The organism is Frankia nepalensis (assembly GCF_016786325.1).
Classification (GTDB): Bacteria; Actinomycetota; Actinomycetes; order Frankiales; family Frankiaceae; genus Pseudofrankia; species Pseudofrankia nepalensis.
In genome coordinates this window covers 16281-36081 of sequence record NZ_JADWYU010000103.1, presented here as the reverse complement: position 1 = coordinate 36081, position 19801 = coordinate 16281, and the positions used below count along the sequence as shown (strand labels likewise).

The window sequence follows — 19801 nt, the reverse complement described above, 5'->3', positions numbered from 1 at the left end:
TTGCCCCTACAGTCTGCCAGATCGTCGACGCATCGCGCCGCCGGCTCCGGCCGAGCCGCCGCGCGGCCGGACGAACCCCTCCCACGATCCGCGAGCGGATCGGTGGGAAGCCCGCGGACGACGGTGTCCAAGGGCGGCACACCGGGCAGGCGTCGCGGCTCCGGGCAGGCCTCCCAGGGAAGGCGAACGACGCGGCCCGCCCGGCCAGCCTGGTCGCCGCCGGGACGAGCGCCCGGCGCTCCACCGACCGGCGTGCTACCGGCCGCGGCGGCCCGGCTGGTTGAAGGCGCCCGGCTTGAGCAGCGCGGAGAGGTCCACATCGCCGAGGCCGCCGGGCGGCATCCCGCCCGGGCCATCGAGGCCGGGGCCCAGCTGCCCGCCGACGCGACCGGCCTGCTTGTTCTTGGCCTGCTCGGCCTGCGCGGCCCGCGCCGCCGGGTTGCCCTTCTTGCTCGCGCCCTTACCCTTCTTCGGCGCCTTGCGGGCCTGGGCGGCCTTCCCTCGGCCCATCATGCCCGGCAGGCCGGCACCGCCGGCTAGCTGACGCATCATCTTGCGGGCCTCGCCAAACCGGTCCAGCAGCTGGTTGACCTCGGTGACGGTCACCCCAGAGCCCCGGGCGATCCGTTCCTTGCGGCTCTTCTGAAGAATGCCCGGGTCATGCCGTTCGCCTGGCGTCATCGACCGGATGATGGCCACGACCCGGTCCACGTCCCGATCGTCGATCTGTGCGATCTGGTCCTTCATCTGGCCCATGCCGGGCAGCATTCCGAGCAGGTTGCCGATCGGGCCGAGCCGACGGACCGCCAGCATCTGGTTGAGGAAGTCCTCGAGGGTGAACTCCGACGCGGCCATCTTCCGCGCCATCTGCTCGGCTTCTTCCTGATCGAAGGCCTGCTCGGCCTGCTCGATCAGGGTGAGGACGTCGCCCATGCCCAGGATGCGCGACGCCATCCGCTCGGGGTGGAAGACGTCGAAGTCGGCGAGCGCCTCGCCGGTGGAGGCGAACATGATCGGCCGGCCGGTGATGTGCGCGACCGACAGCGCCGCGCCACCGCGGGCGTCGCCGTCGAGCTTGGTCAGCACGACGCCGCTGAAGCCGACGCCGTCGAGGAAGGCCGTCGCCGTGTTGACGGCGTCCTGGCCGACCATCGCGTCGAGGACGAAGAGGATCTCGTCCGGGCTGACCGCGTCGCGGATGTCGGCGGCCTGCCGCATCATCTCCTCGTCGACGCCCAGACGGCCGGCGGTGTCGACGACCACGACGTCGAACACGTGGCGGCGGGCGTGGGCGATGGCGTCACGGGCCACCGCCACCGGGTCACCGACGCCGTTACCCGGCTCCGGCGCGAACACCTCGACCCCGGCTCTGGACCCGACCACCTGAAGCTGGTTCACGGCGTTGGGACGCTGGAGGTCGGCGGCCACGAGCAGCGGCGAATGCCCCTGCTTCTTCAGCCAAACGCCGAGCTTGCCAGCAAGCGTCGTCTTACCGGTTCCCTGTAGACCCGCGAGCAGGATGACCGTCGGTGGGGTCTTGGCCAGCCGCAGCGTCTTGGTGTCGCCACCGAGGATGCCGATGAGCTCCTCATTGACGATCTTGATGACCTGCTGGGCGGGGTTCAGAGCCTGGCTGACGGCGATCCCGCGAGCCCGCTCCTTGATCGCCGCCACGAACGAGCGGACGACCGGCAGGGCGACGTCGGCCTCGAGCAGCGCGATCCGGATCTCGCGCGCGGTGGCGTCGATGTCGGCATCGGACAGCCGGCCCCGACCGCGCAACGACTTGAAGACCGTGTCGAGCCGGCTGGACAGGGTGTCGAACACGCGCACACACTCCGGGATCGCTGGCCTGCGACGAGTTGCGTTGGGTTACCGAGGTCCTGTCCATGCGGCCACCGACCGGCCTCCCAACGAGCCCGCGGCCTGTTTGCCACCCACGGGCAGAACCCTGGGCAACATCGGAACGGACAGTCCTAGGGTACGCACCCACGCGGGGCCTCGCCCCGCTAGTCAACCCAAACGACCCGGACACGGCGACCGCCGCCGGCGCTCCTGGCAAGCCGGCGGCAGATCGCTGGATCAGCGGACAGGCATGGGCACACGGTCCGGCGAGGTATATCGCACGAACCTGGGCATGGCGATGGTCGCCAGCCGGGTCCGCCCTCTTCGTTGAGGAGGGCGAGACACCTCGCCGGACGCTGGTGTCCCCACCCGACTCGACACCGGGCAGAGATCCTGGCGGAAGTGCGTTCGCGGCCGCGGGGCCAAAGAAGACCGCCGGAAAATGCTAGATCGCGCGGCCGTCTTGGGGAAGACCGTCGGCGAACTTGGCGTGTTCCAGCTCACATCCGACCTTCCCGACATCCGCGGCCGCGAGCCGGCGGGCCCGCGGGGATCGCCGCGCACCCGCTACCTGACGGGGTCGCCGAGCAGGGCGTCGACGAAGCCTTCCGGCTCGAAGGGAGCCAGGTCGTCGGGCCCCTCGCCCAGCCCGACCAGCTTGACCGGCACGCCCAGCTCACGCTGGACGGCGATCACGATGCCGCCCTTGGCGGTGCCGTCGAGCTTGGTGAGGGCGACACCGGTGAGGTCGACGGCCTCCGCGAACACCCGAGCCTGCGCGAGAGCGTTCTGGCCGGTGGTCGCGTCGAGCACGAGGATCACCTCGTCCACCGGGCTCTGCTTGGCAACCACCCTCTTGATCTTGGAAAGCTCATCCATCAGGCCCACTTTGGTGTGCAACCGACCAGCGGTGTCGATGACGACGGTGTCGGCGCCCTCCGCGATGCCCCGCTTCACCGCGTCGAAGGCCACCGAGGCGGGGTCGCCGCCCTCCGGCCCGCGCACGGTGACCGCGCCGACCCGGCTCCCCCAGGTCTCCAGCTGGTCGGCCGCGGCGGCGCGGAACGTGTCGGCGGCGCCGAGCACCACGGACCGTCCGTCCGCGACCAGCAGCCGGGCGATCTTCCCGCAGGTGGTGGTCTTGCCGGTGCCGTTGACCCCGACGACGAGCACGACCGCCGGCCGGTCGTCCGCCGCGGTGCGCATCGACCGGTCCAGGGTGGTGCCCACCTGGGCGAGCAGCTCGTCGCGCAGCATCTCCCGCGCGTCGGCGAAGGTACGGGCGCCGAGCACCGTGGTGCGTTCCTTCAGCGCGGCGACGAGCTCGCTGGTCCCGGCCACGCCGACGTCGGCGAGCAGCAGCGTCGACTCGACGTCCTCCCAGTCCTCCTCGGACAGATCGTCGCCGGACAGCAGCGAGAGCAGGCCGCGGCCGAGCGAGGACTGCGAGCGGGCGAGCCGGGCACGCAACCGGACGAGCCGGCCCGCCGCGGGCGCGGGCACCTCGAGCAGGGAAGGCGCGCCGGCCTCCTCCTCGACCGTCACCTCGGCCTCCGGGGCGGCGGGCCGGGGCACGGGCGGCGCCTCCAGCGTGCCGACGCCGCCCCCGGCGTCCTCCCGCTCGCCCTCGGCTGGCTGGCCACCGGTCAGCGTGCCGGCACCAGACCGGGCGCGCGGGAGCCGAGGACGTCGGCGCGCCACGTTCGCGACCAGCGCGCCGGCGCCGATCACCAGGACGACGGCGAGCACGATGATGATGTAGAGGTACTCCACGCCTCGATCCTTCCAGCCTCGGCCGGCGCCGTCCCGCCGGGGCGCACCACGCTCGGCGCGCCTTCGAAGCGGCACCGGACCACCGCGCCGAGCCGGGGCACGACCGGCCGGGCCCACCGGCCCCAGAACCAGGCCCGTCGGGCGCGCGGCGTCCGGCGGGAGCCCGGCGCGAGCCCGAAGGCGCGCCCGGCGCGTCTTCGAGCGGACCGCCTAGGCGGACGCCCGCTCGCGCAGCCGCTGGCTGATCACCGTGGTCACCCCGTCGCCCCGCATCGACACCCCGTACAGCGCGTCGGCGATCTCCATGGTCCGCTTCTGGTGGGTGATGATGATCAGCTGCGACTTCTGCCGGAGCCCCTCGATCGCGTTGAGCAGCCGGCCGAGGTTGCGGTCGTCCAGCGCTGCCTCGACCTCGTCGAGGACGTAGAACGGCGACGGCCGGGCCCGGAAGATCGCCAACAGCAGGGCGAGCGCGGTCAGCGAGCGTTCGCCACCGGACAGCAGCGACAGCCGCTTGACCTTCTTGCCCGGCGGGCGCGCCTCGACCTCGATCCCGGTGGCGAGCATGTCCTCCGGGTCGGTGAGCACCAGCCGGCCCTCACCGCCGGGGAACAGCGTCTGGAAGACGATCTCGAACTCCTGGGCGGTGTCGCGGAACGCGGCGGCGAACACCTCACGGACCCGCGAGTCCACCTCCTCGACGACCAGCAGCAGGTCACGACGAGTGTTCTTGATGTCGTCGAGCTGCGAGGAAAGAAACGCGGCCCGCTCCTGCAGGGCGGCGAACTCCTCCAGCGCCAACGGGTTGATCTTGCCGAGCCGGGTGAGCTGCTTCTCGGCGGTGGCCAGCCGCGCGGCCTGTTCGCCGCGGTCGAAGGGCCGTGGCTCGCCACCCTCCTCGTCCGGCGGCACGGGCAGCGCCGGGCCGTACTCGGCGACCAGGTCGTCGGCGGCGATGCCGTGCTCCTCCAGCGTCTTGGCCGCGAGTGTCTCGACCCGCAGCCGTTTGGCCTCGCGGGCGAGCTCGTCGCGGTGCGCCTCGTCGCGCAGCGCGGCCAGCGCCGTGGCGTAGGCACGCACCCGGTCGCGCACCCCGGCGAGCTCGGTCTCGGTCGACCGGCGGGCGGCCTCGGACTGCTCGCGTTCGGCCGCCGCCGCCGCCAGCGACCGCTCACACTCGGCGAGGGTCTCGTCGGCCGCGGCGGCCACCGTGGCGGCGACCTTCGCCTGGCGCTCCCGCAGGGCCCGGGTGCGGGCGGCGGCGGCCCGGGCCGCCCGTTCCTGGCTGGCCTGGCGCAGCAGGGCATCGGCCCGGCCGGCGAGTCCGCGGGCGCGCTCCTCGCTGGTGCGCACCGCGAGCCGGGCCTCGACCTCCTCGCCGCGCACGGCGGCGGTGGCGGCGACGAGCCGGTCACGCTCGTCGGCGGGACGCTCGTCCTCCTCGTCCGGTTCCTCGGAGCTCGCGGCGAACGCGGCCTCCAACTCGGCGAGCGCGCCGTAGGCCTGGTCCCGGGCCGCCTCCGCGGCGAGCCGGTTGCGCTCCAGCCGGCTGATCTCACCGGTGACGGAGCCCCGGCCCCGGTCGAGCTGGGCCAGTTGCTCGGTCAGCGCCCGGTGGCGCGCGTTCGCGGCGGACCGCTCCGCGTTGGCCGCGTCGATCGCGGCCCTGGTCCTGGTGACCTCCTCGCGGGCCGGCTCCATCGCGCCGCGAGCCGCCTCGGCCCGCGCCCCGGCCTCGGCCATCGCGCCGGCGGCCTCGTCGGCGGCGGCGGCGAGCTCCAGCAGCGACGGCGCGTGCGCGCTGCCGCCGAGGGCCGCGGGCGGGCCCAGCAGGTCGCCGTCGCGGGTGACGACCCGAAGGCTCGGGCGCGCGAGGGCGAGCCTGGCCGCGGCGGCCAGATCGTCGACGACGACGACCCCGCCGAGGATCGCGTCCACCGCCGGCGCGAACCGCTCGTCGACGACCCGCGCCAGGTCCCGGGCCGCGACGGCGCCCGCCGGCAGCCCTCCGTCGGCGTCCACCGCCGCCGGGGCCGGCGGCGCCGGGAACGCCGGCACGAAGGCCGCCCGGCCGGCCTCGGCCCCGCGCAGCCAGCGCAGCGCGGCGACGACGTCGTCGACGGACCCGACGGCGAGCGCGTCGGCGGCCGGCCCGAGGGCGGCGGCGATCGCCACCTCGGCGCCGGGCGTGACCGCGAGGATGTTCGCGAGCCGGCCGACGACCTGGATCGGCGTGTCGGGCGGATCGGGCGGCGGCGGCGGCGCCTCGGCGCGCTTGCCCTTCGCGGCCCGTTTGTCCGCTCGCCCGCCCTGGGCCGCGGGCCGCTCGCCGCTCGCTGGCTCGCCGGCACCCTCCGGGGCACTGGTCGCGGTGAGCAGCGCGGCGGCGCCGTCCGCGGGCGACAGCGACAGGGACAGCGCCTCCCGGCGGGCCGCCGCCGAGGCCCGGTCACGGTCGGCGCCACGTTCGGCCGTCCGCAGCGCCTCCAGCCGCTCGGTCGCGGCGGTGTGCAGCGCCACGGCGGACTCGTGCCGGCTGGCGAGCTCGTCCTGGGTGCCCTCGATGCGCGCGAGCTCGGTGTCGAGCGCGGACCGCGAGCCGCTCGCCTCCGCGTCGCGGGCCTGCGCCGCGTCGAGCGCCTCGGTCAGGCGGACGATGTCCGCCTCGGCCGACGTGGCCCGGGAGCGGGCCGCCTCTACCTTGCCGGCGAGCCGGGCGAGGCCCTCGCGCCGGGCGGCGGCGGCGCGGCTCGCGGCGAGCAGCGCCTGCTCCTCGGCGGCGAGCGCGCCCTCCAGCTCGGCGCGCCGGCCGACCACCTCGGCCAGCGTGTCCCGGTCACGGTCGAGCCGGGCCAAGAGGGCGGCCTCCCGCTCGCGGATGGCCGCGGCCTCCTGCTCCAGCTCGTCCGGGTCGCGCCCGCCCCGGGTGACCTGGGCGCCGGCGCGCAGCAGCCGGGCGCGCTCGGTGGCCAGCTGGCCGGTGCCCCGCAGCCGCTCACGGACCGAGGACAGGGCGTACCAGGTCTCCTGGGCGGACGCGGCGCGCGGGACCACGCGGGCGAGCTCGGCCTCCAGGGCCTGCTCCCGGTCGGCCGCGGCGGCGTGGGCGGCCTCGGTCTCGGCGAGCTTGGCCCGGACCGTCTCCTCGTCGGCGAGGTCGGCGGCGAGCTCGGCGCGCGCCCGGACCAGGTCGTCGGCGAGCAGCCGCAGCCGCGCGTCGCGCAGGGTGGCCTGGATGACGCCGGCCTTGCGCGCGATCTCGGCCTGCCGGCCGAGCGGGCCGAGCTGGCGGCGCAGCTCGGCGGACAGGTCGGTCAGCCGGGTCAGGTTGGCCGCCATCGCCTCCAGCTTGCGAAGCGCCTTCTCCTTGCGCTTGCGGTGCTTGAGGACGCCGGCCGCCTCCTCGATGAAGGCGCGGCGCTCCTCGGGGCTCGCGTGCAGGACGGCGTCGAGCTGGCCCTGACCGACGATCACGTGCAGCTCGCGGCCGATGCCGGAGTCGCTCATGAGCTCCTGGATGTCCAGGAGGCGGCAGGACGTGCCGTTGATCGTGTACTCGCTCTGGCCGCTGCGGAACATCAGCCGCCCGACGGTGACCTCGCTGTACTCGATCGGCAGCGCGCCGTCGGAGTTGTCGATCGTGAGCAGCACCTCGGCGCGGCCGAGCGCCGGCCGCGAGGGGGTACCGGCGAAGATCACGTCGGACATCGTGCCGCCGCGCAGCGCCTTCGCGCCCTGCTCGCCGAGCACCCAGGCCATCGCGTCGACGACGTTGCTCTTACCGGAGCCGTTGGGCCCGACGACACAGGTGATCCCCGGCTCGAGGCGCAGCGTGGTCGAGCTGGCGAAGGACTTGAAGCCCCGCAGTGTCAGGCTCTTGAGGTACACCGGTCTCCGCGGCTGTGGGGACGGTCGTGGTCAGGCGTCGCGGCTCCCGGGAGGCCGGGCGGGGCATCTCCCATCGAGCCGCCGGCGCGGACCAGCGGGGCCTGGGGGAACTCGCCCCATCGGCACGGCCTTCCGGTGATCGGGGATCACGTCACCACGGGCCGGCGTCGCCGACGGCCCGTTTCCAGGCCGCCAGCCCACAATATCCGCGAACTCACTGTCACGAACAGGACACGCCGCTGGGCGCACGGTGTGGACAGAAGACGATAGTGTGCGCGAGGTCACCACACTCACGGCGGGCCCCCGCAAACCACCGATCACACCCCTCCGAACCCCAGGGGCGCACCAAAGAAAACGCCAGCTGGCCAACGGGGGAACGCGCCGGGACGTCAGCCCGGTGCCGTCCGGTCCGAGTACCCCTCGACCAGGCCGGCCAGAGTTGTGGAAATCATGAGTGTGGGGTCGACGAGCACCAGGTAGGAGCCCTTCCGCGGGGCGGGCTCCTGGCAAGGCCCGGCGCGGCGGGTCGCCGGCACCGGGCGGCTTCGCCCACGTCGGCCATCCGGCACGACACCCGCGAACGCGCGGGAGCCGGCACCGGACAAGGCGCACAGGAGGCAACGACGAGACCACGTACAGACGTCGCCGGGCGCGCCAAGCTGACTCTGGAGCGGTCCGACCACCGAAACGGGTGACGTCCGACACCGCGGGGAACGCCCTGGACCGACGTCCCCAGCCGATGCTGGCGACGGCCGGTCCTGAACGCCGGAGGCCAGCCCGGCCGGACAGGCTCAGCGGGTGGGCACCCGAACCGGGCACCCGTCCACGGAACCGAACCCGAACGGGCCGCTGGGGCACGACCAGCCGGTCCCGGATGGGATCGCGGATCGGCTCGTCGCCGAACGACCCGTGATCTCACACGGTGGGCAGCCGATATCGACTCACCGGGGTGCTAGCGACGGTGAGCCGGCCGATCGAGCGAGGCTCTACGTCGGGGCTCCAGGACCTGAAGCCCTGGGGAACAGCGAACTAAACCCAACGAACCCGCTCGAAACGGCGAGCGGGACGGCTCAGGTGAGGGCGGGCTCGACGTCCAGCTCGCGGACGTCCTCCGGAACGTCGACGCCGACGAGCGCGTCATTGACGGCACGCGTGCGGGCAAGCTCAGCCTCGAGCTCGGCCACGCGGGCGCGCAGCCGACGTACCTCGTACGAGAGCCGGAGGTCGTTGCCGGAACCGACGTGGCCGAAAAGGGCCTTCGCCATGGTGATGGTCCTCCACGATGAGTGACCTTGCGGGATGCTGGGCGCGCCAAGACCGGGACGAATCTCAGTGAACCCGTCCCACCCAACCATCGGTCTTGCTCCAACCGCTGGTCTCTCCGACCGATGCGCACGATCACGCCGCGCACATGGGCGGAGTGCGCCCCAAAGAATGACCTAAGGCTCTCACACCCCGTCACCGAAAGTCAAGAGCATGCCACATGGCAGGCTCTCGGTCCCGGGAACACGGGAAGCTTCGGCCCCGATCCGGGCGGGCCGTCAGGCCTGTTTGGCCAGCCCAACCAGGGCCAGAGCGGATCAGCGGCGCACAAAGCCGACCATGCCCCCCACAGCGGGGGCGAACGCGTGTTCCACGCGATCCGTCCGGCCAGGGGTGTGCCCGGTGACCAGAAGTTCCAGCAGCGCCTGGCAGGCACCGGGCGGGCCCTCGGCCACCACGTCCACGCCACCGTCCGGGCGGTTCGTCGCCGAGCCCGCCAGGCCGAGCCGGCGGCCCTTCGTGCGCACGTAGTCGCGGAACCCGACCCCCTGGACCAGGCCGAACACCGTGGCGGTCAGCCGAACGGGCGCGGCCCGCTCCGGAGAGCGGTCACCGTTCACGATCGCCGAGGCGCCCGGCTCCGCCGCCGGCCGGTTCTGAGGAAGGTCATTCATCGACACGGTAGGGTACTGAGCCATCGTGAACACGACATCTTTCCTCCTCAGCAGCCTGGTCCGGCGCGCCGCTCGGCCCGCCCGGCCGGGACGACGCGCCGCCGTGGCGGCCGTCACGGTCGGTGCCCTCAGCTCCGTGCTGCTTCTCGCCGGCTGCGGGCAGAACTTCGAGCAGGAAGGCGGCGTGGTGCCCGTGCCGCGGGCGACCATCGAGGGCGGCCCCAGCTCGACGCCGGTCGGCAACCCAGGCGCCGTGTCCGTGCCCGCTGACGGCTACGCTCCCCCGCGCACGGCCGGCCCAACCCAGACCGCCGTCCCGAACCTCCCCGGCGGCAAGCTCTAAGGCGTCCTGGGCTGGAGGCCCCTGAGCCGCCGTAAAGGCGCCCAGGTCAGGCCACGTCGTCAGGCCACGTCGGGATCCGATCACCAGGTGGCTGGCGGGTCGCGCATCAGCCGGGCACGCCGCCGCCCGACGGCTATCCGATCGCGCGGCGGGGCGCCGCGGGCTCGACCCGGGCCTCGGTGCCGAGGTCGGCACGCTGGCCGGCGTCGTACCCGGCGCGGCCGCCCGACCCGGACAACTGGCGGCCACGGGCCGCGCGCAGCCGGGGGTAGACGCTCGCCAGCCGCTCGTCCACCCGGGCCGAACGGTGCGCCAGCACCAGCGCGACCGAGGTACCGGCGCCCGTCCTCGCCGGTTCGGCCGCGGCCCGGGCGGCCTGCTCGGCCGCCGTCAGCCGCTGCTGCACGGCGACCGCGAACCCGGACATCCAGGACCGGCGAAACGCGCGCGGGTCCTCCCACGGCGGCGCCACGGCGACCGCCAGCCCGTGGGCCTGCTGCACGAGCAACGACGTGAACAGCAGCTGCGCCCGGGTGAGGTCGGCCTCCATCCCGAACAGATGGGCGGAATGGCCCGTGCTCCCGCTCTGTCGCTGGGTGCGGTGCACCAGTCGGCAGCCCAGCGGGGTGACGATGCTCGCCAACAGCGTGATCTTGTCACGCGCGTACGGCGGGTGGACGTCGAGGACCAGGTCCGCGGCGGCGACCCTGGTCGGGCCGGCCTCCTCGACCAGTGCCCGGTCGATGCCGTACTGGGCGATCAGCTCGGCGGCCTTCGCGTTGTAGGTCTCCCGGGCGGCCTCGCTCAGCCCTTCCGCCTCGGCCATCGCGAGCAGCTTGCGTACCCGCCCGAGCAACGCATCCGAGTTCATGGGTCGTCTCCTTCGTCGCCCGAGATCACGAGAGATCGGCCTTTGCCTGGCCGGCCCGAGCCTTTCGGGCCCGCCCGCGGCCTCGTGAGTGGTCGCTGTCGGCCGGGCCATGTCGTCCGCGCCGTGGGCCAGGCGACGTCGCCCGCCGCCGTGGACCAGGCGACGAGCCAGCGCGTTCGCCCGCGAGCCGACCTCCCCCGAGCACGAATCCCAGCCGCGCCCAGTTTCGCGCGGGTGCCGAGACCAGGAGGTCAGGGGGTTGTCCCCCCGATCCCCGCGCCCCATCGAGCCTGTCCACCAGCCCGGGATCGCGTCGACCAGGCACCGAGCGCCCCGACGACGGTGGCCGGGGTCCCTGCCGGATCGCGAAGCGATCCGGCAGGTCTGCTGGGAGGTAAGCGATTCAGGAGGTCTGGATGGTCGCGCCAGCGACCTCGAGCCGACCGCCCTGGCGCGGGTGGGGCTGGCAGGTGGGGCAGGTGAAGCTCGACCGGTTCATGAACGCGTCCCGGCGGATGGGGGTCTCGCAGCGCCGGCACGGCTGGCCACCCCGGCCGTAGGCCGCGAGCTCCCGCTCGAACAGCCCGCTGACGCCTTCCGTCGAGACGTAGAGCCGGTCGAACGACGTGCCGCCCGCCGCCAGCGCGGCGGTCAGCACGGCGCGCACCTCGGCGAGCAGCCGATGGGCGTCGGCCGGGCCCAGCGTCTCGGTGGCCTGGTCATAGTGCAGCCCCGCCGCCCACAGCGCCTCGTCGGCGTAGATGTTGCCTATGCCACTGACCAGCCGCTGGTCGAGCAGTGCGCGTTTGAGGCCGGTGCGGCGGGCCGCGAGGCCCGCGACGAAGGCGTCGTCGTCGAACAGCGGGTCGAGCGGGTCACGGGCGATGTGCTCGATCGGGGCCGGCAGCGACGCGCCGCCCACCGCGATCGCCATCCCCCCGAAGGTGCGCTGATCGACGAACCGGAGCTCCCGGCCGCCGTCCGTGAAGGTGAACCGGACGCGCAGATGGGTCTGGTCGGGCGAGGTCGGCGGCACGACGAGCAGCTGGCCGCTCATACCGAGGTGCCCGAGCAGGGCGTCGCCATGAGCCGGCGCGTCCGGGCCGTCCAGGCCTTCCGGGGAGGCGAGCGCCAGCCACAGGTACTTGCCGCGGCGACGGGCGGCGGTGATCGTCTGGCCGGCCAGCGCGGCCTCGAAGTCGGCCGCGCCGGCGGCGTGCCGACGCACGGCACGCGGGTGCAGGACGCGCACGGTGGCGATCGAGCGACCGACCACGCCGCGTTCCAGGCCCCGCCGGACGACCTCGACCTCGGGCAGCTCGGGCACGGCTCAGCCCGCCTCCGGGGCGCGGGCCGGTCCCAGGCCCACGGCCGCGGCGTCGCTCGGCGCGGCGCCGGGAACCTGCCCGAGCCCGTCGACCACGCCGGCGCCACCACCGGCGGCCCCGCCGACGCCGTCCGCGGTCGGCCCGGCCGGGCCGCCTGCCGGCTCGGCGGTCACGGTGGCGCCGGTGAGGCCCTCGAGCGCCAGGAAGGCCCGCTCGGCCGCCCGTTGCTCCGCCTCCTTCTTGCTGCCGCCCTCACCCTCGCCGTAGATCCGGTCCGAGATCCGGGCCCTGGCGGTGAACCGCTTGGCGTGGTCCGGGCCGGAGTCGCTGACCACGTAGTCCGGCGGGCCCATGTTCAGCACGGCGGTGCGTTCCTGGAGCGAGGTCTTCCAGTCGAGACCGGCGCCGCGCCGGGCCGCGTCGTCGAGCAACGGGTCGAAGTGGCGGTGCACGAAGGCCGACGCCACCTCGAGCCCCAGCTCCAGGTAGACCGCGCCGATGAGCGCCTCGAGGGTGTCGGCCAGGATGCTCGGCTTGTCCCGCCCGCCGGTGGTCTCCTCGCCCTTGCCGAGCAGCAGGTAGGGGCCGATCCCGACGGGGCCGATGCCGCGGGCGACGGCGGCCAGCGCCCGCATGTTCACCACCGAGGCGCGCTGCTTGGCGAGGGCTCCCTCGGCCAACGTCGGATGGCGCCGGTAGAGCGCGTTGGTGATGACCAGCTGGAGGACGGCGTCGCCCAGGAACTCCAGTCGCTCGTTCGTCGGCAGATTGCCGTTCTCGTACGAGTAGGACCGGTGGGTCAGCGCCTGGTCGAGCAGCTCGGGCGCGATACGCAGGTCCAGGGCTTCCAGCAGGCCCGCGCGCGCCTGGGGAAACGACACGCCGCGGCTCACGGTCCCACGGGCTCGCTCCAGCGCCGCACTCGTCGCCCCTCCGGCCATCGCTCCGCGAGTGGCCAGGGACCCCTGCTCGGCCCCGGCCTCCTCCGTCGGCCGCGGCCTCCGCTCGCTTGCGCCTGCGCTCACGGTGACAGCCCCGCCAGGGACCTGCGCCGCGCGACCAGCCGCGCGAGCTCGGCGCGGATCTGGTCGACGAGCCCGCCACGCCACACCGTGGCCGCCGTCGCGAGCGCCGCCGGGATGCCGGTGGAAAGATCGTCGGGCCCGCCGACGGGGTCGCCCGCCCGCACCGCGACGCCGTCCACTGCGAGCACGATCGTCCCCCCCTGCAGATCAGGTCCAGCCGGGCTGCGCCAGGCCGGGTCGAGCCCCTCCGGCATCTGTGGCCTGGCCCCCGGAACCGCCGCCCGGACCGCGCGCAGGCAGGCCAGCACCACGTCACCGGTGAAACCGTCGGTCACCACGACGTCCGGCCGCTGGCCGTGGCCGCCGGCGACCAGCACGCCGGCGTCGACCTGGCCGACGTAGTCGACGCCGAGCGAGCCGAGCAGCTCGTGCGCGGCCCGGCGGACCGTGTCCGGCAGCGCCGGGCGGGCGGCCAGCAGCGCGACCCGCGGCTGTCCGGCGCCCGCCCGCACCCGGGCGTAGGCGGCGCCGGCGAGCGCGAACTGGGCGAGGTCGTCCGAGGTGACGTCGACGGACGCGCCGGCGTCGCACAGCACGACCCCGCCCGGCGTCGCCTCGCCGCCGGTGTCGACGACCGCGGCCAGCGAGCCCCTGGTCGCGCCCGGCAGCAGGCCGAAGGTGAACTGCGCCGCCGCCGCGACCGCCTCCAGCGGCGCGACCGAGACCATCGCGTCGGCCTTGCCGTCGCGGACCAGCCGGGCAGCCACCCGCACCCCGCTGTCGCGGCGGGCCCGCACGTCTCGGATCGCTTCCGGTCCGGCGGGAATGCCACGGCGGGCCGTCACCAGGTGGACGCGGTCACCGGTCACGATGCCGCGGCCGGCCAGATCCGCGGTGGTGGAGTCCGGCGGGACGACGAGCGTCACCACGAGCTCCGGGTCCGCGTCCAGCGCGGCGGGGAGGGCGTCCAGTACCGATGCCGGCTGGACGCCCTCCCCGAGAAGATCTACTGCGACGTGGGTCACGTCTGGATCAGACGTCAAGCACCTGTCGGTCGTTGTACCGGCCGCAGGTCGGGCAGGCGTGGTGCTGCCGGATGACGTGCCCACGCGAGCAGCGAGACAGGGCCGGAAGCGCCGCCTTCCACTGCGCGCGCCGGGACCGGGTGTTGCTGCGCGACATCCGGCGCTTCGGGACAGCCACTAGTCCTTCTCCTTCGTTTCCCGCCCGGCGACGTCGCCGGCGGCTCCAGCTTCGGTGAATCCCGACAGCGCCGCCCACCGAGGATCGGGGCTGTCGTGGGAGTGGTCGGGGCCGGCCTCGTCCAGCCGGGCGCCGCACTCGACGCACAGGCCGGCGCAGTCCGGGCGGCACAGCGGCGAGAGCGGCAGGTCGAGCACCAGCGCGTCCCGCACGACCGGCGCGAGGTCGACATGATCGTCCACGACGGCGAGCACGTCCTCGTCGTCCTCGTCGATCTCAGCGGCGCGGTCAGGGTAGTAGAACAGCTCCTGGAGATCGACCGTGACCTGGTCACGAACCTCGTCGAGGCAGCGTGAGCACTCACCCACCAGGTGGGCGGTCGCCGTCCCGCTGATCAGCACACCCTCGTGCACGGACTCCATCCGCGCGTCGAGGTCCACCGGAGAGCCGACGGGCACCCGCAGCATCGGCGTGCCCAGGCCCTCGGGTGCCGGTACCTGCACCCGGACAGGCCGCATCGCCCCGGGCCGGCGGCCGAGCTCGCGGATGTCGAGCACGAACGGGCCGCGCGGGGTCTGGCGGCGTAGACGATGTCCGGTCATGGCGGCGGAAGTCACGAGATCTCGTTGAAGTAGTGGGTTCCAGCGGGGTGCCGCAAGCTACCGGGCTTACGGCACGGAGGTCTACCCTATCCGATCGCCGGCCACTCCCCCACGCCCAGCCGGGCGAACGGGCGGGACGCCGTACCGAGCGCCCCGCCCCGACGAAGCCGATGAGCCGTCAGGTGTCCTGGCTCAGTCGCTCGCGGAGGTGTTTGAGGACGATGTCCGGGATCAGGCCAGTGACATCACCGCCGTAGCGGGCGACTTCCTTGACCAGGCTGGAGGACAGAAACGCGTACTGCGGATTGGTGCTCATGAAGAGCGTCTCCACCCCGGCCAGCCGGTTGTTCATCTGCGCCATCTGCAGCTCGTAGTCGAAGTCACTCACCGCCCGCAGCCCCTTGACGATCGACTGGATGCCACGGGACTTGCAGAAGTCGACCAACAGGCCGTAGGACGACTCGACGACGATGTTGGTCGCCGCCTGCGGATGGTCACGGACCGCTTCTCGGATGAGGTCCATCCGTTCGTCGACCGTGAACAGGGTGGACTTCGTCTTATTGATCAGAACGGCGACGACGACCTCGTCGAAGAGCTTGCTAGCTCGCATGATGATGTCGAGATGGCCGTTCGTGATCGGGTCAAAGGAACCAGGACAGACAGCCCTCCTCATGATCGAGAACCGTACCAGAGGACGGCCTCCCCGTACCCCCTCGAACGAACGCCGACGAGGCCCTCCGGCCAGCCCGGCGGAGCGGACCGGCGGGCCCGCTCGACCACACAGACACCGTCCTTATCCAGCCAGCATCGATCAACCAGCAACCCGAGCACCTCACCGAGCCGGTCGTCATCGAGCGCGTACGGAGGGTCGAGGAACACCACGTCGTAGGGCTGCCCGGGAGTGGCGACCACCACACGTTCGACCGCGCCGACCACCACCTCGGCGCCGGGCAGGCCCAGCTCGGCGGCGTTACGCCTGGCCACCCGGGCGGCGGCGGGGTCGCGCTCGACGAGCAGCGCGTGCGCGGCGCCGCGCGAGAGCGCCTCGAGCCCGACCGCCCCGCTGCCCGCGTACAGGTCCGCGACCCGGGCGCCGGACAGGTCCACCAGCGTCGCGAGCGAGTTGAACAGCCCCTCGCGGGCCCGGTCCGAGGTCGGCCTCGTCCCCTGCCCCGGCGGCACGGCCAGTCGCCGCCCCCCGGCGACGCCGCCGACGATCCTGGTCATCGCTCGTTCCCGGCCATCCGCCGTGTCCTCGGCGCGGTCCGTCGGAGGCCGCCGTCGCCCGGCCCTCCGCGTCGACCGGAGGCCGGCCCGCGCGGAGCCGACCGGAGGCCGACCTCCGCGGAGCCGAGCGAACGCCGACCTGGACGGACCGGGGAACGGCCGACCGGGGAACGGGAGTCCCCGGCGCTGGCGGGGCGAGCCACCACGGTCCTCACCCCTTCTCGAGGAACTCGACCGGGCGGTCGTCGAGGGCCAGCTCGATCCGGCGGCGCAGCGCGGGGTGGCCGGCCAGATCCGGGTCGGCGGCGACCAGGCGGCCGGCCTCCTCGCGCGCGTCGAGAATCAGGCGCTCGTCCCTGAGCAGCTCCAGCAGCCGCACGCCGCGGGCGCGGCCCGACTGGCTGGCACCCAGCACGTCCCCCTCGCGGCGCTGCCCCAGGTCCAGGCGCGCCAGCTCGGCGCCGTCGGTGGTCGCCGCGACGTTCGCCAGCCGCTGGGTGGCCGGGGTGTCGCCGTCGACCTCGGTATGCAGCAGGCAGACCCCCGCGGCCTGGCCGCGCCCGACCCGCCCGCGCAGCTGGTGCAGCTGGGAGACGCCGAACCTGTCCGCGTCCATGATGGCGATCACGGTCGCGTTGGGCACGTCGACGCCCACCTCGATCACGGTCGTCGCGACCAGCACGTCGAGCTCGCCGGCCGCGAACCTGGTCATCACCGAGTCCTTGACGTCCGCCGCCAGCCGGCCGTGCAGCGCGGCCAGCCGCAGCCCGGCCAACGGCCCCTCGGCGAGCCAGGGCGTCAGCTCCTCGACCCCGGCCCCGGCCAGGCTCCCGTCCTCAGCCGGGATCGTGACGGTCTGGCCCGTGGCGGCCCCAGCCCCGGCCGCGCCCCGCCGGCGGGCCGCGCCGTCGGCCGCCTCGTCGTCGCCCGCGACCTCCTCGTCGTCCCCCTGGCCGACCGCGACCGAGCTGATCCGTGGGCAGACGACGTAGGCCTGGTGCCCGGCCGCCACCTCGTCCCGGATGCGGCCCCAGATCCTGTCCCGCCAGGTCGGATGGGTGGCCGCGTCCACGACGAAGGTGGAGATCGGCTGCCGGCCCGCGGGCAGCTGGGTGAGGGTGGAGACCTCCAGGTCACCGAACACGGTCATCGCGACCGTCCGCGGGATCGGCGTCGCCGTCATCACCAGCACGTGGGGGGGCTGGCTGGCCCGGGCCCGCAGGGCGTCGCGCTGCTCGACACCGAAGCGGTGTTGCTCGTCCACCACGACGAGCCCCAGGTCGCGGAACGCGACTCCCTCATGCAGCAGCGCGTGCGTGCCGATCACCAGCCCCGCGCGCCCGTCGGCCGCGGCCGCCAGCGCCTCCCGCCGCGCGCGGGCGCCGACCGAGCCGGTGAGCAGCGCGATCCTGGTCGCCGGCGGGGTCTCGTCCAGCTCGCCGGCGCGGCCGAGCCCGCCGAGCAGCTCCCGGATGCCGCGGTAGTGCTGCGTCGCGAGCGTCTCGGTCGGGGCGAGCAGCGCCGCCTGGCCACCCGCGTCGACGACGGTGAGCATCGCGCGCAGCGCGACGACGGTCTTGCCGGACCCGACCTCCCCCTGCAGCAGCCGGTGCATCGGGACCGGCTCGGCCAGCTCCGCCTGGACCGTGGCCCCGACGTCGCGCTGGCCGTCGGTGAGCGCGAACGGCAGCTGGCGGTCGAAGGCCGCGAGGATGCCGTCTCGCCGTGGCACGCGCGCCGTCGTCGCCATCGCCTGGATCTCCCGGCGCCGCCGCGCCAGGATCACCTGCAGCGTGAGCGCCTCGTCCCACTTCAGCCGCCTGTGGGCGCGCTCGACGTCGCCCCGCGAGTCGGGTCGGTGCGCCAGCTCGTAGGCCGTGCGCAGGTCGACGAGCCGGTGGCGGGCACGCAGGTCGCCGGGCAGCGGGTCGGGGATCTCCGTGAGCGCGTCGAGCAGCACCAGGATGCAACGGCCGATCACTGGCGAGGCGACCTGTTCCGTGGCCGCGTAGACGGGTACCAGCGCCCGCGCCCACGCGTCCGCGTCGTCGCCGGGGGCCTCCTCGTCCTCCAGCGGATGGGTCTCCGGGTTGACCATCTGGAGGCGTTCCCGGAAGCGGCCGACCTTGCCCGAGAAGACCGCCACCACGCCCGCTGACAGTCGGCGCGCGGGCGACCGGCTGGGGTTGAAGTAGGTGATGACCATCTGCGCGGTGCCGTCGGTCACGGTCAGGCTGACGCGCGGCCTGCCGGAACGGTCCCGCTTCTGCTCGTGCTTGACGACCTTCGCGTGCACGGTCGCCACCTCGCCCTCGACGAGGTCGGCGAGGACGGTCAGCTCGCCGCGCTGGTGGTAACGACGGGGCAGGTGGTCAAGCAGGTCGGCGACGGTGACCAGGCCGAGCGCGCCGTCTGCCAGCCGCTTGGCGTCCCTCGCCCCGACCACACGGGTCAGCGGTGTGTCCAGCTCGATCACAAACCCGATACTGCACCCAACCAGCGACACTCTGGCGCGGCGCGCGAGGATTCTCCGGCCCGACCCGGCCCGACCCGGCCCGACCCGGCCCGACGCGGCCGCCCAGCCGGGCCGGAGATCCCCACGGACGCCGGCTGGAACCCGACCGGGGCCCAAGCCCCACTTCCGCCAGCGCTGCGGTAGCCTTCAGTGAGCACCGCCGCGTCCGGCGTCGCCATGCCCTGAACGGCGGGAGACACCGTCCTGACGCCCGGTGTAGCCGCGCCAGCGGCGGGTCAGCATGGCCGGAAGCCCCGGCCGCCGATCAATCAGCGACTTCTTGGCGGAGTGTTCCTCGTGTCTTCGGTGTGCGACGTCTGCGGCAAGGGACCGGGCTTCGGCATGTCGGTCTCCCATTCCCACCGGCGCACGCGGCGGCGCTGGAACCCCAACATCCAGACCGTGCACGCGCTCGTCGGCCGCACCCCCAAGCGGCTGAACGTGTGCACCTCCTGCATCAAGGCGGGGAAGGTGACCCGCGCCTGAGGCGCGGGCGCGCGACCGGCTCGTCATCTGACGGGCCTGTCGCGCTGAAAAGCCCTTGAAGAGGCGTCACCGTGACTGGTGGCGCCTCTTTTTCGTGCTCGCGAACAGCCGGGGGCACCCGGCCAGCCAGGAGACAACGGGATGCCACCGGCTGGCGCTTGACGAGGACCCCGCGCGTCCGTCTGGGCGAGACGTGCTGATATGAGAGGGATCGGATTCTCGGCCCTCGTCGCACCGGAGCTATCGCATGTCCCAGACCTTGCCGGACCTCACCGCCTTCAGCCTCGAAGAACTGGTCGCTTACACCAGCGGGCTCTCGGATGACGCGCTTGCCGCGCTGATGAGCGGCCCGGAGCGGTCTGTTCTGCTCGACGAGTACTTCGATCGGATGGCTCGACAGGCCGATCCGAGTAAGATCAAGAACCAGGACGCGGTGGTGCATTTCCACATCACCGAGCGGCCGGATGGCGGGGTCGACCACTACGAGATGGTCATCCGTGACGGCGCCTGCACCGTGAGCCGGCACGTCGCCGAGAGCGCCCGGGTGACGGTCACCCTGGACGGCGTCCGGTTCATCAAGCTGATCAGCGGCAAGGCCGACCCGACCAAGATGTTCCTGACCCGCAAGCTGAAGATCGGCGGCGACATGATCTTCGGCGGCAAGGTGATGAGCTGGTTCGACATCCCGACCGCCTGACGGCCTCGCCCGCGTCGGCAGGGGCCTGCCGGCTCGACAAGCTGGGAGCTCCGGTGGCCGG

At 73.7% G+C, this 19801-nt stretch carries 17 protein-coding genes; 3 read left to right on the top strand and 14 right to left on the bottom strand.

Annotated elements, in window-relative coordinates; genetic code table 11:
- Positions 1-255 precede the first annotated feature (255 nt).
- The 5 genes from ffh to I6A81_RS12305 form a co-directional block, all read right to left on the bottom strand.
- Positions 256-1827 carry a signal recognition particle protein gene (gene ffh / locus I6A81_RS12325; protein ID WP_203002112.1) on the bottom strand — a complete coding sequence of 524 codons (1572 nt, stop codon included), beginning with the start codon at positions 1825-1827 and terminating at the stop codon, positions 256-258.
- A gap of 585 nt (positions 1828-2412) precedes the next feature.
- Complete coding sequence (gene ftsY / locus I6A81_RS12320; RefSeq protein ID WP_203002113.1) at positions 2413-3618, bottom strand: signal recognition particle-docking protein FtsY; 1206 nt, start codon at positions 3616-3618, stop codon at positions 2413-2415.
- Between the two features lie 210 nt (positions 3619-3828).
- Positions 3829-7506, bottom strand: a complete 3678-nt coding sequence (locus I6A81_RS12315) for an AAA family ATPase (protein ID WP_203002114.1) — start codon at positions 7504-7506, stop codon at positions 3829-3831.
- Between the two features lie 1070 nt (positions 7507-8576).
- Positions 8577-8771 (bottom strand): hypothetical protein, encoded by a 195-nt coding sequence (locus I6A81_RS12310; protein WP_203002115.1) that lies wholly within the window; start codon positions 8769-8771, stop codon positions 8577-8579.
- Between the two features lie 315 nt (positions 8772-9086).
- Positions 9087-9443 carry an acylphosphatase gene (locus tag I6A81_RS12305; RefSeq protein WP_203002116.1) on the bottom strand — a complete coding sequence of 119 codons (357 nt, stop codon included), beginning with the start codon at positions 9441-9443 and terminating at the stop codon, positions 9087-9089.
- A gap of 25 nt (positions 9444-9468) precedes the next feature.
- Here I6A81_RS12305 and I6A81_RS12300 point away from each other — a divergent pair, with 25 nt between their 5' ends.
- The gene (locus I6A81_RS12300) at positions 9469-9786 is read left to right on the top strand and encodes a hypothetical protein (RefSeq protein ID WP_307874621.1); all 318 of its coding nucleotides are present in this window, start codon (positions 9469-9471) and stop codon (positions 9784-9786) included.
- Positions 9787-9919: 133 nt separating this feature from the next.
- On the opposite strand, the gene I6A81_RS12295 is transcribed toward I6A81_RS12300, so the two are convergent.
- The 9 genes from I6A81_RS12295 to I6A81_RS12255 all read right to left on the bottom strand — a co-directional run bounded on the left by I6A81_RS12295 (position 9920) and on the right by I6A81_RS12255 (position 18518).
- Entirely contained in the window at positions 9920-10657 is a 738-nt protein-coding gene (locus I6A81_RS12295; RefSeq protein ID WP_203002117.1) for a DUF2786 domain-containing protein, read from the bottom strand.
- Positions 10658-11060: 403 nt separating this feature from the next.
- On the bottom strand, positions 11061-11984 hold the full coding sequence (gene mutM / locus I6A81_RS12290) for a bifunctional DNA-formamidopyrimidine glycosylase/DNA-(apurinic or apyrimidinic site) lyase (protein ID WP_203002118.1): 924 nt from the start codon (positions 11982-11984) through the stop codon (positions 11061-11063).
- 3 nt (positions 11985-11987) lie between these two features.
- Positions 11988-12878, bottom strand: coding sequence for a ribonuclease III (gene rnc / locus I6A81_RS12285; protein ID WP_203002119.1), 891 nt, complete (start codon positions 12876-12878; stop codon positions 11988-11990).
- A 128-nt stretch (positions 12879-13006) separates the two neighbouring features.
- On the bottom strand, positions 13007-14035 hold the full coding sequence (locus I6A81_RS12280; RefSeq protein ID WP_203002120.1) for a phosphate starvation-inducible protein PhoH: 1029 nt from the start codon (positions 14033-14035) through the stop codon (positions 13007-13009).
- Between the two features lie 7 nt (positions 14036-14042).
- Positions 14043-14213 (bottom strand): 50S ribosomal protein L32, encoded by a 171-nt coding sequence (rpmF, locus tag I6A81_RS12275; RefSeq protein WP_203002121.1) that lies wholly within the window; start codon positions 14211-14213, stop codon positions 14043-14045.
- Entirely contained in the window at positions 14213-14815 is a 603-nt protein-coding gene (locus I6A81_RS12270; RefSeq protein WP_203002122.1) for a YceD family protein, read from the bottom strand. The genes rpmF and I6A81_RS12270 overlap by 1 nt, the downstream gene beginning before the upstream one ends.
- A 178-nt stretch (positions 14816-14993) precedes the next feature.
- The gene (gene coaD / locus I6A81_RS12265; protein ID WP_203002123.1) at positions 14994-15488 is read right to left on the bottom strand and encodes a pantetheine-phosphate adenylyltransferase; all 495 of its coding nucleotides are present in this window, start codon (positions 15486-15488) and stop codon (positions 14994-14996) included.
- Positions 15485-16042: a 16S rRNA (guanine(966)-N(2))-methyltransferase RsmD gene (gene rsmD, locus I6A81_RS12260; RefSeq protein ID WP_203002124.1), complete on the bottom strand. Its 558-nt coding sequence runs from the start codon at positions 16040-16042 to the stop codon at positions 15485-15487. Before rsmD ends, coaD begins: the two co-directional genes overlap by 4 nt.
- Positions 16043-16253: 211 nt before the next feature.
- Positions 16254-18518, bottom strand: a complete 2265-nt coding sequence (locus I6A81_RS12255; RefSeq protein WP_203002125.1) for an ATP-dependent DNA helicase RecG — start codon at positions 18516-18518, stop codon at positions 16254-16256.
- Positions 18519-18854: 336 nt separating this feature from the next.
- Here I6A81_RS12255 and rpmB point away from each other — a divergent pair, with 336 nt between their 5' ends.
- Together rpmB and I6A81_RS12245 are read left to right on the top strand one after the other, a co-directional pair.
- Complete coding sequence (rpmB, locus tag I6A81_RS12250; protein ID WP_007516655.1) at positions 18855-19043, top strand: 50S ribosomal protein L28; 189 nt, start codon at positions 18855-18857, stop codon at positions 19041-19043.
- 247 nt (positions 19044-19290) lie between these two features.
- Positions 19291-19740, top strand: a complete 450-nt coding sequence (locus tag I6A81_RS12245) for an SCP2 sterol-binding domain-containing protein (RefSeq protein WP_203002126.1) — start codon at positions 19291-19293, stop codon at positions 19738-19740.
- The last annotated feature ends 61 nt before the right edge of the window (positions 19741-19801 follow it).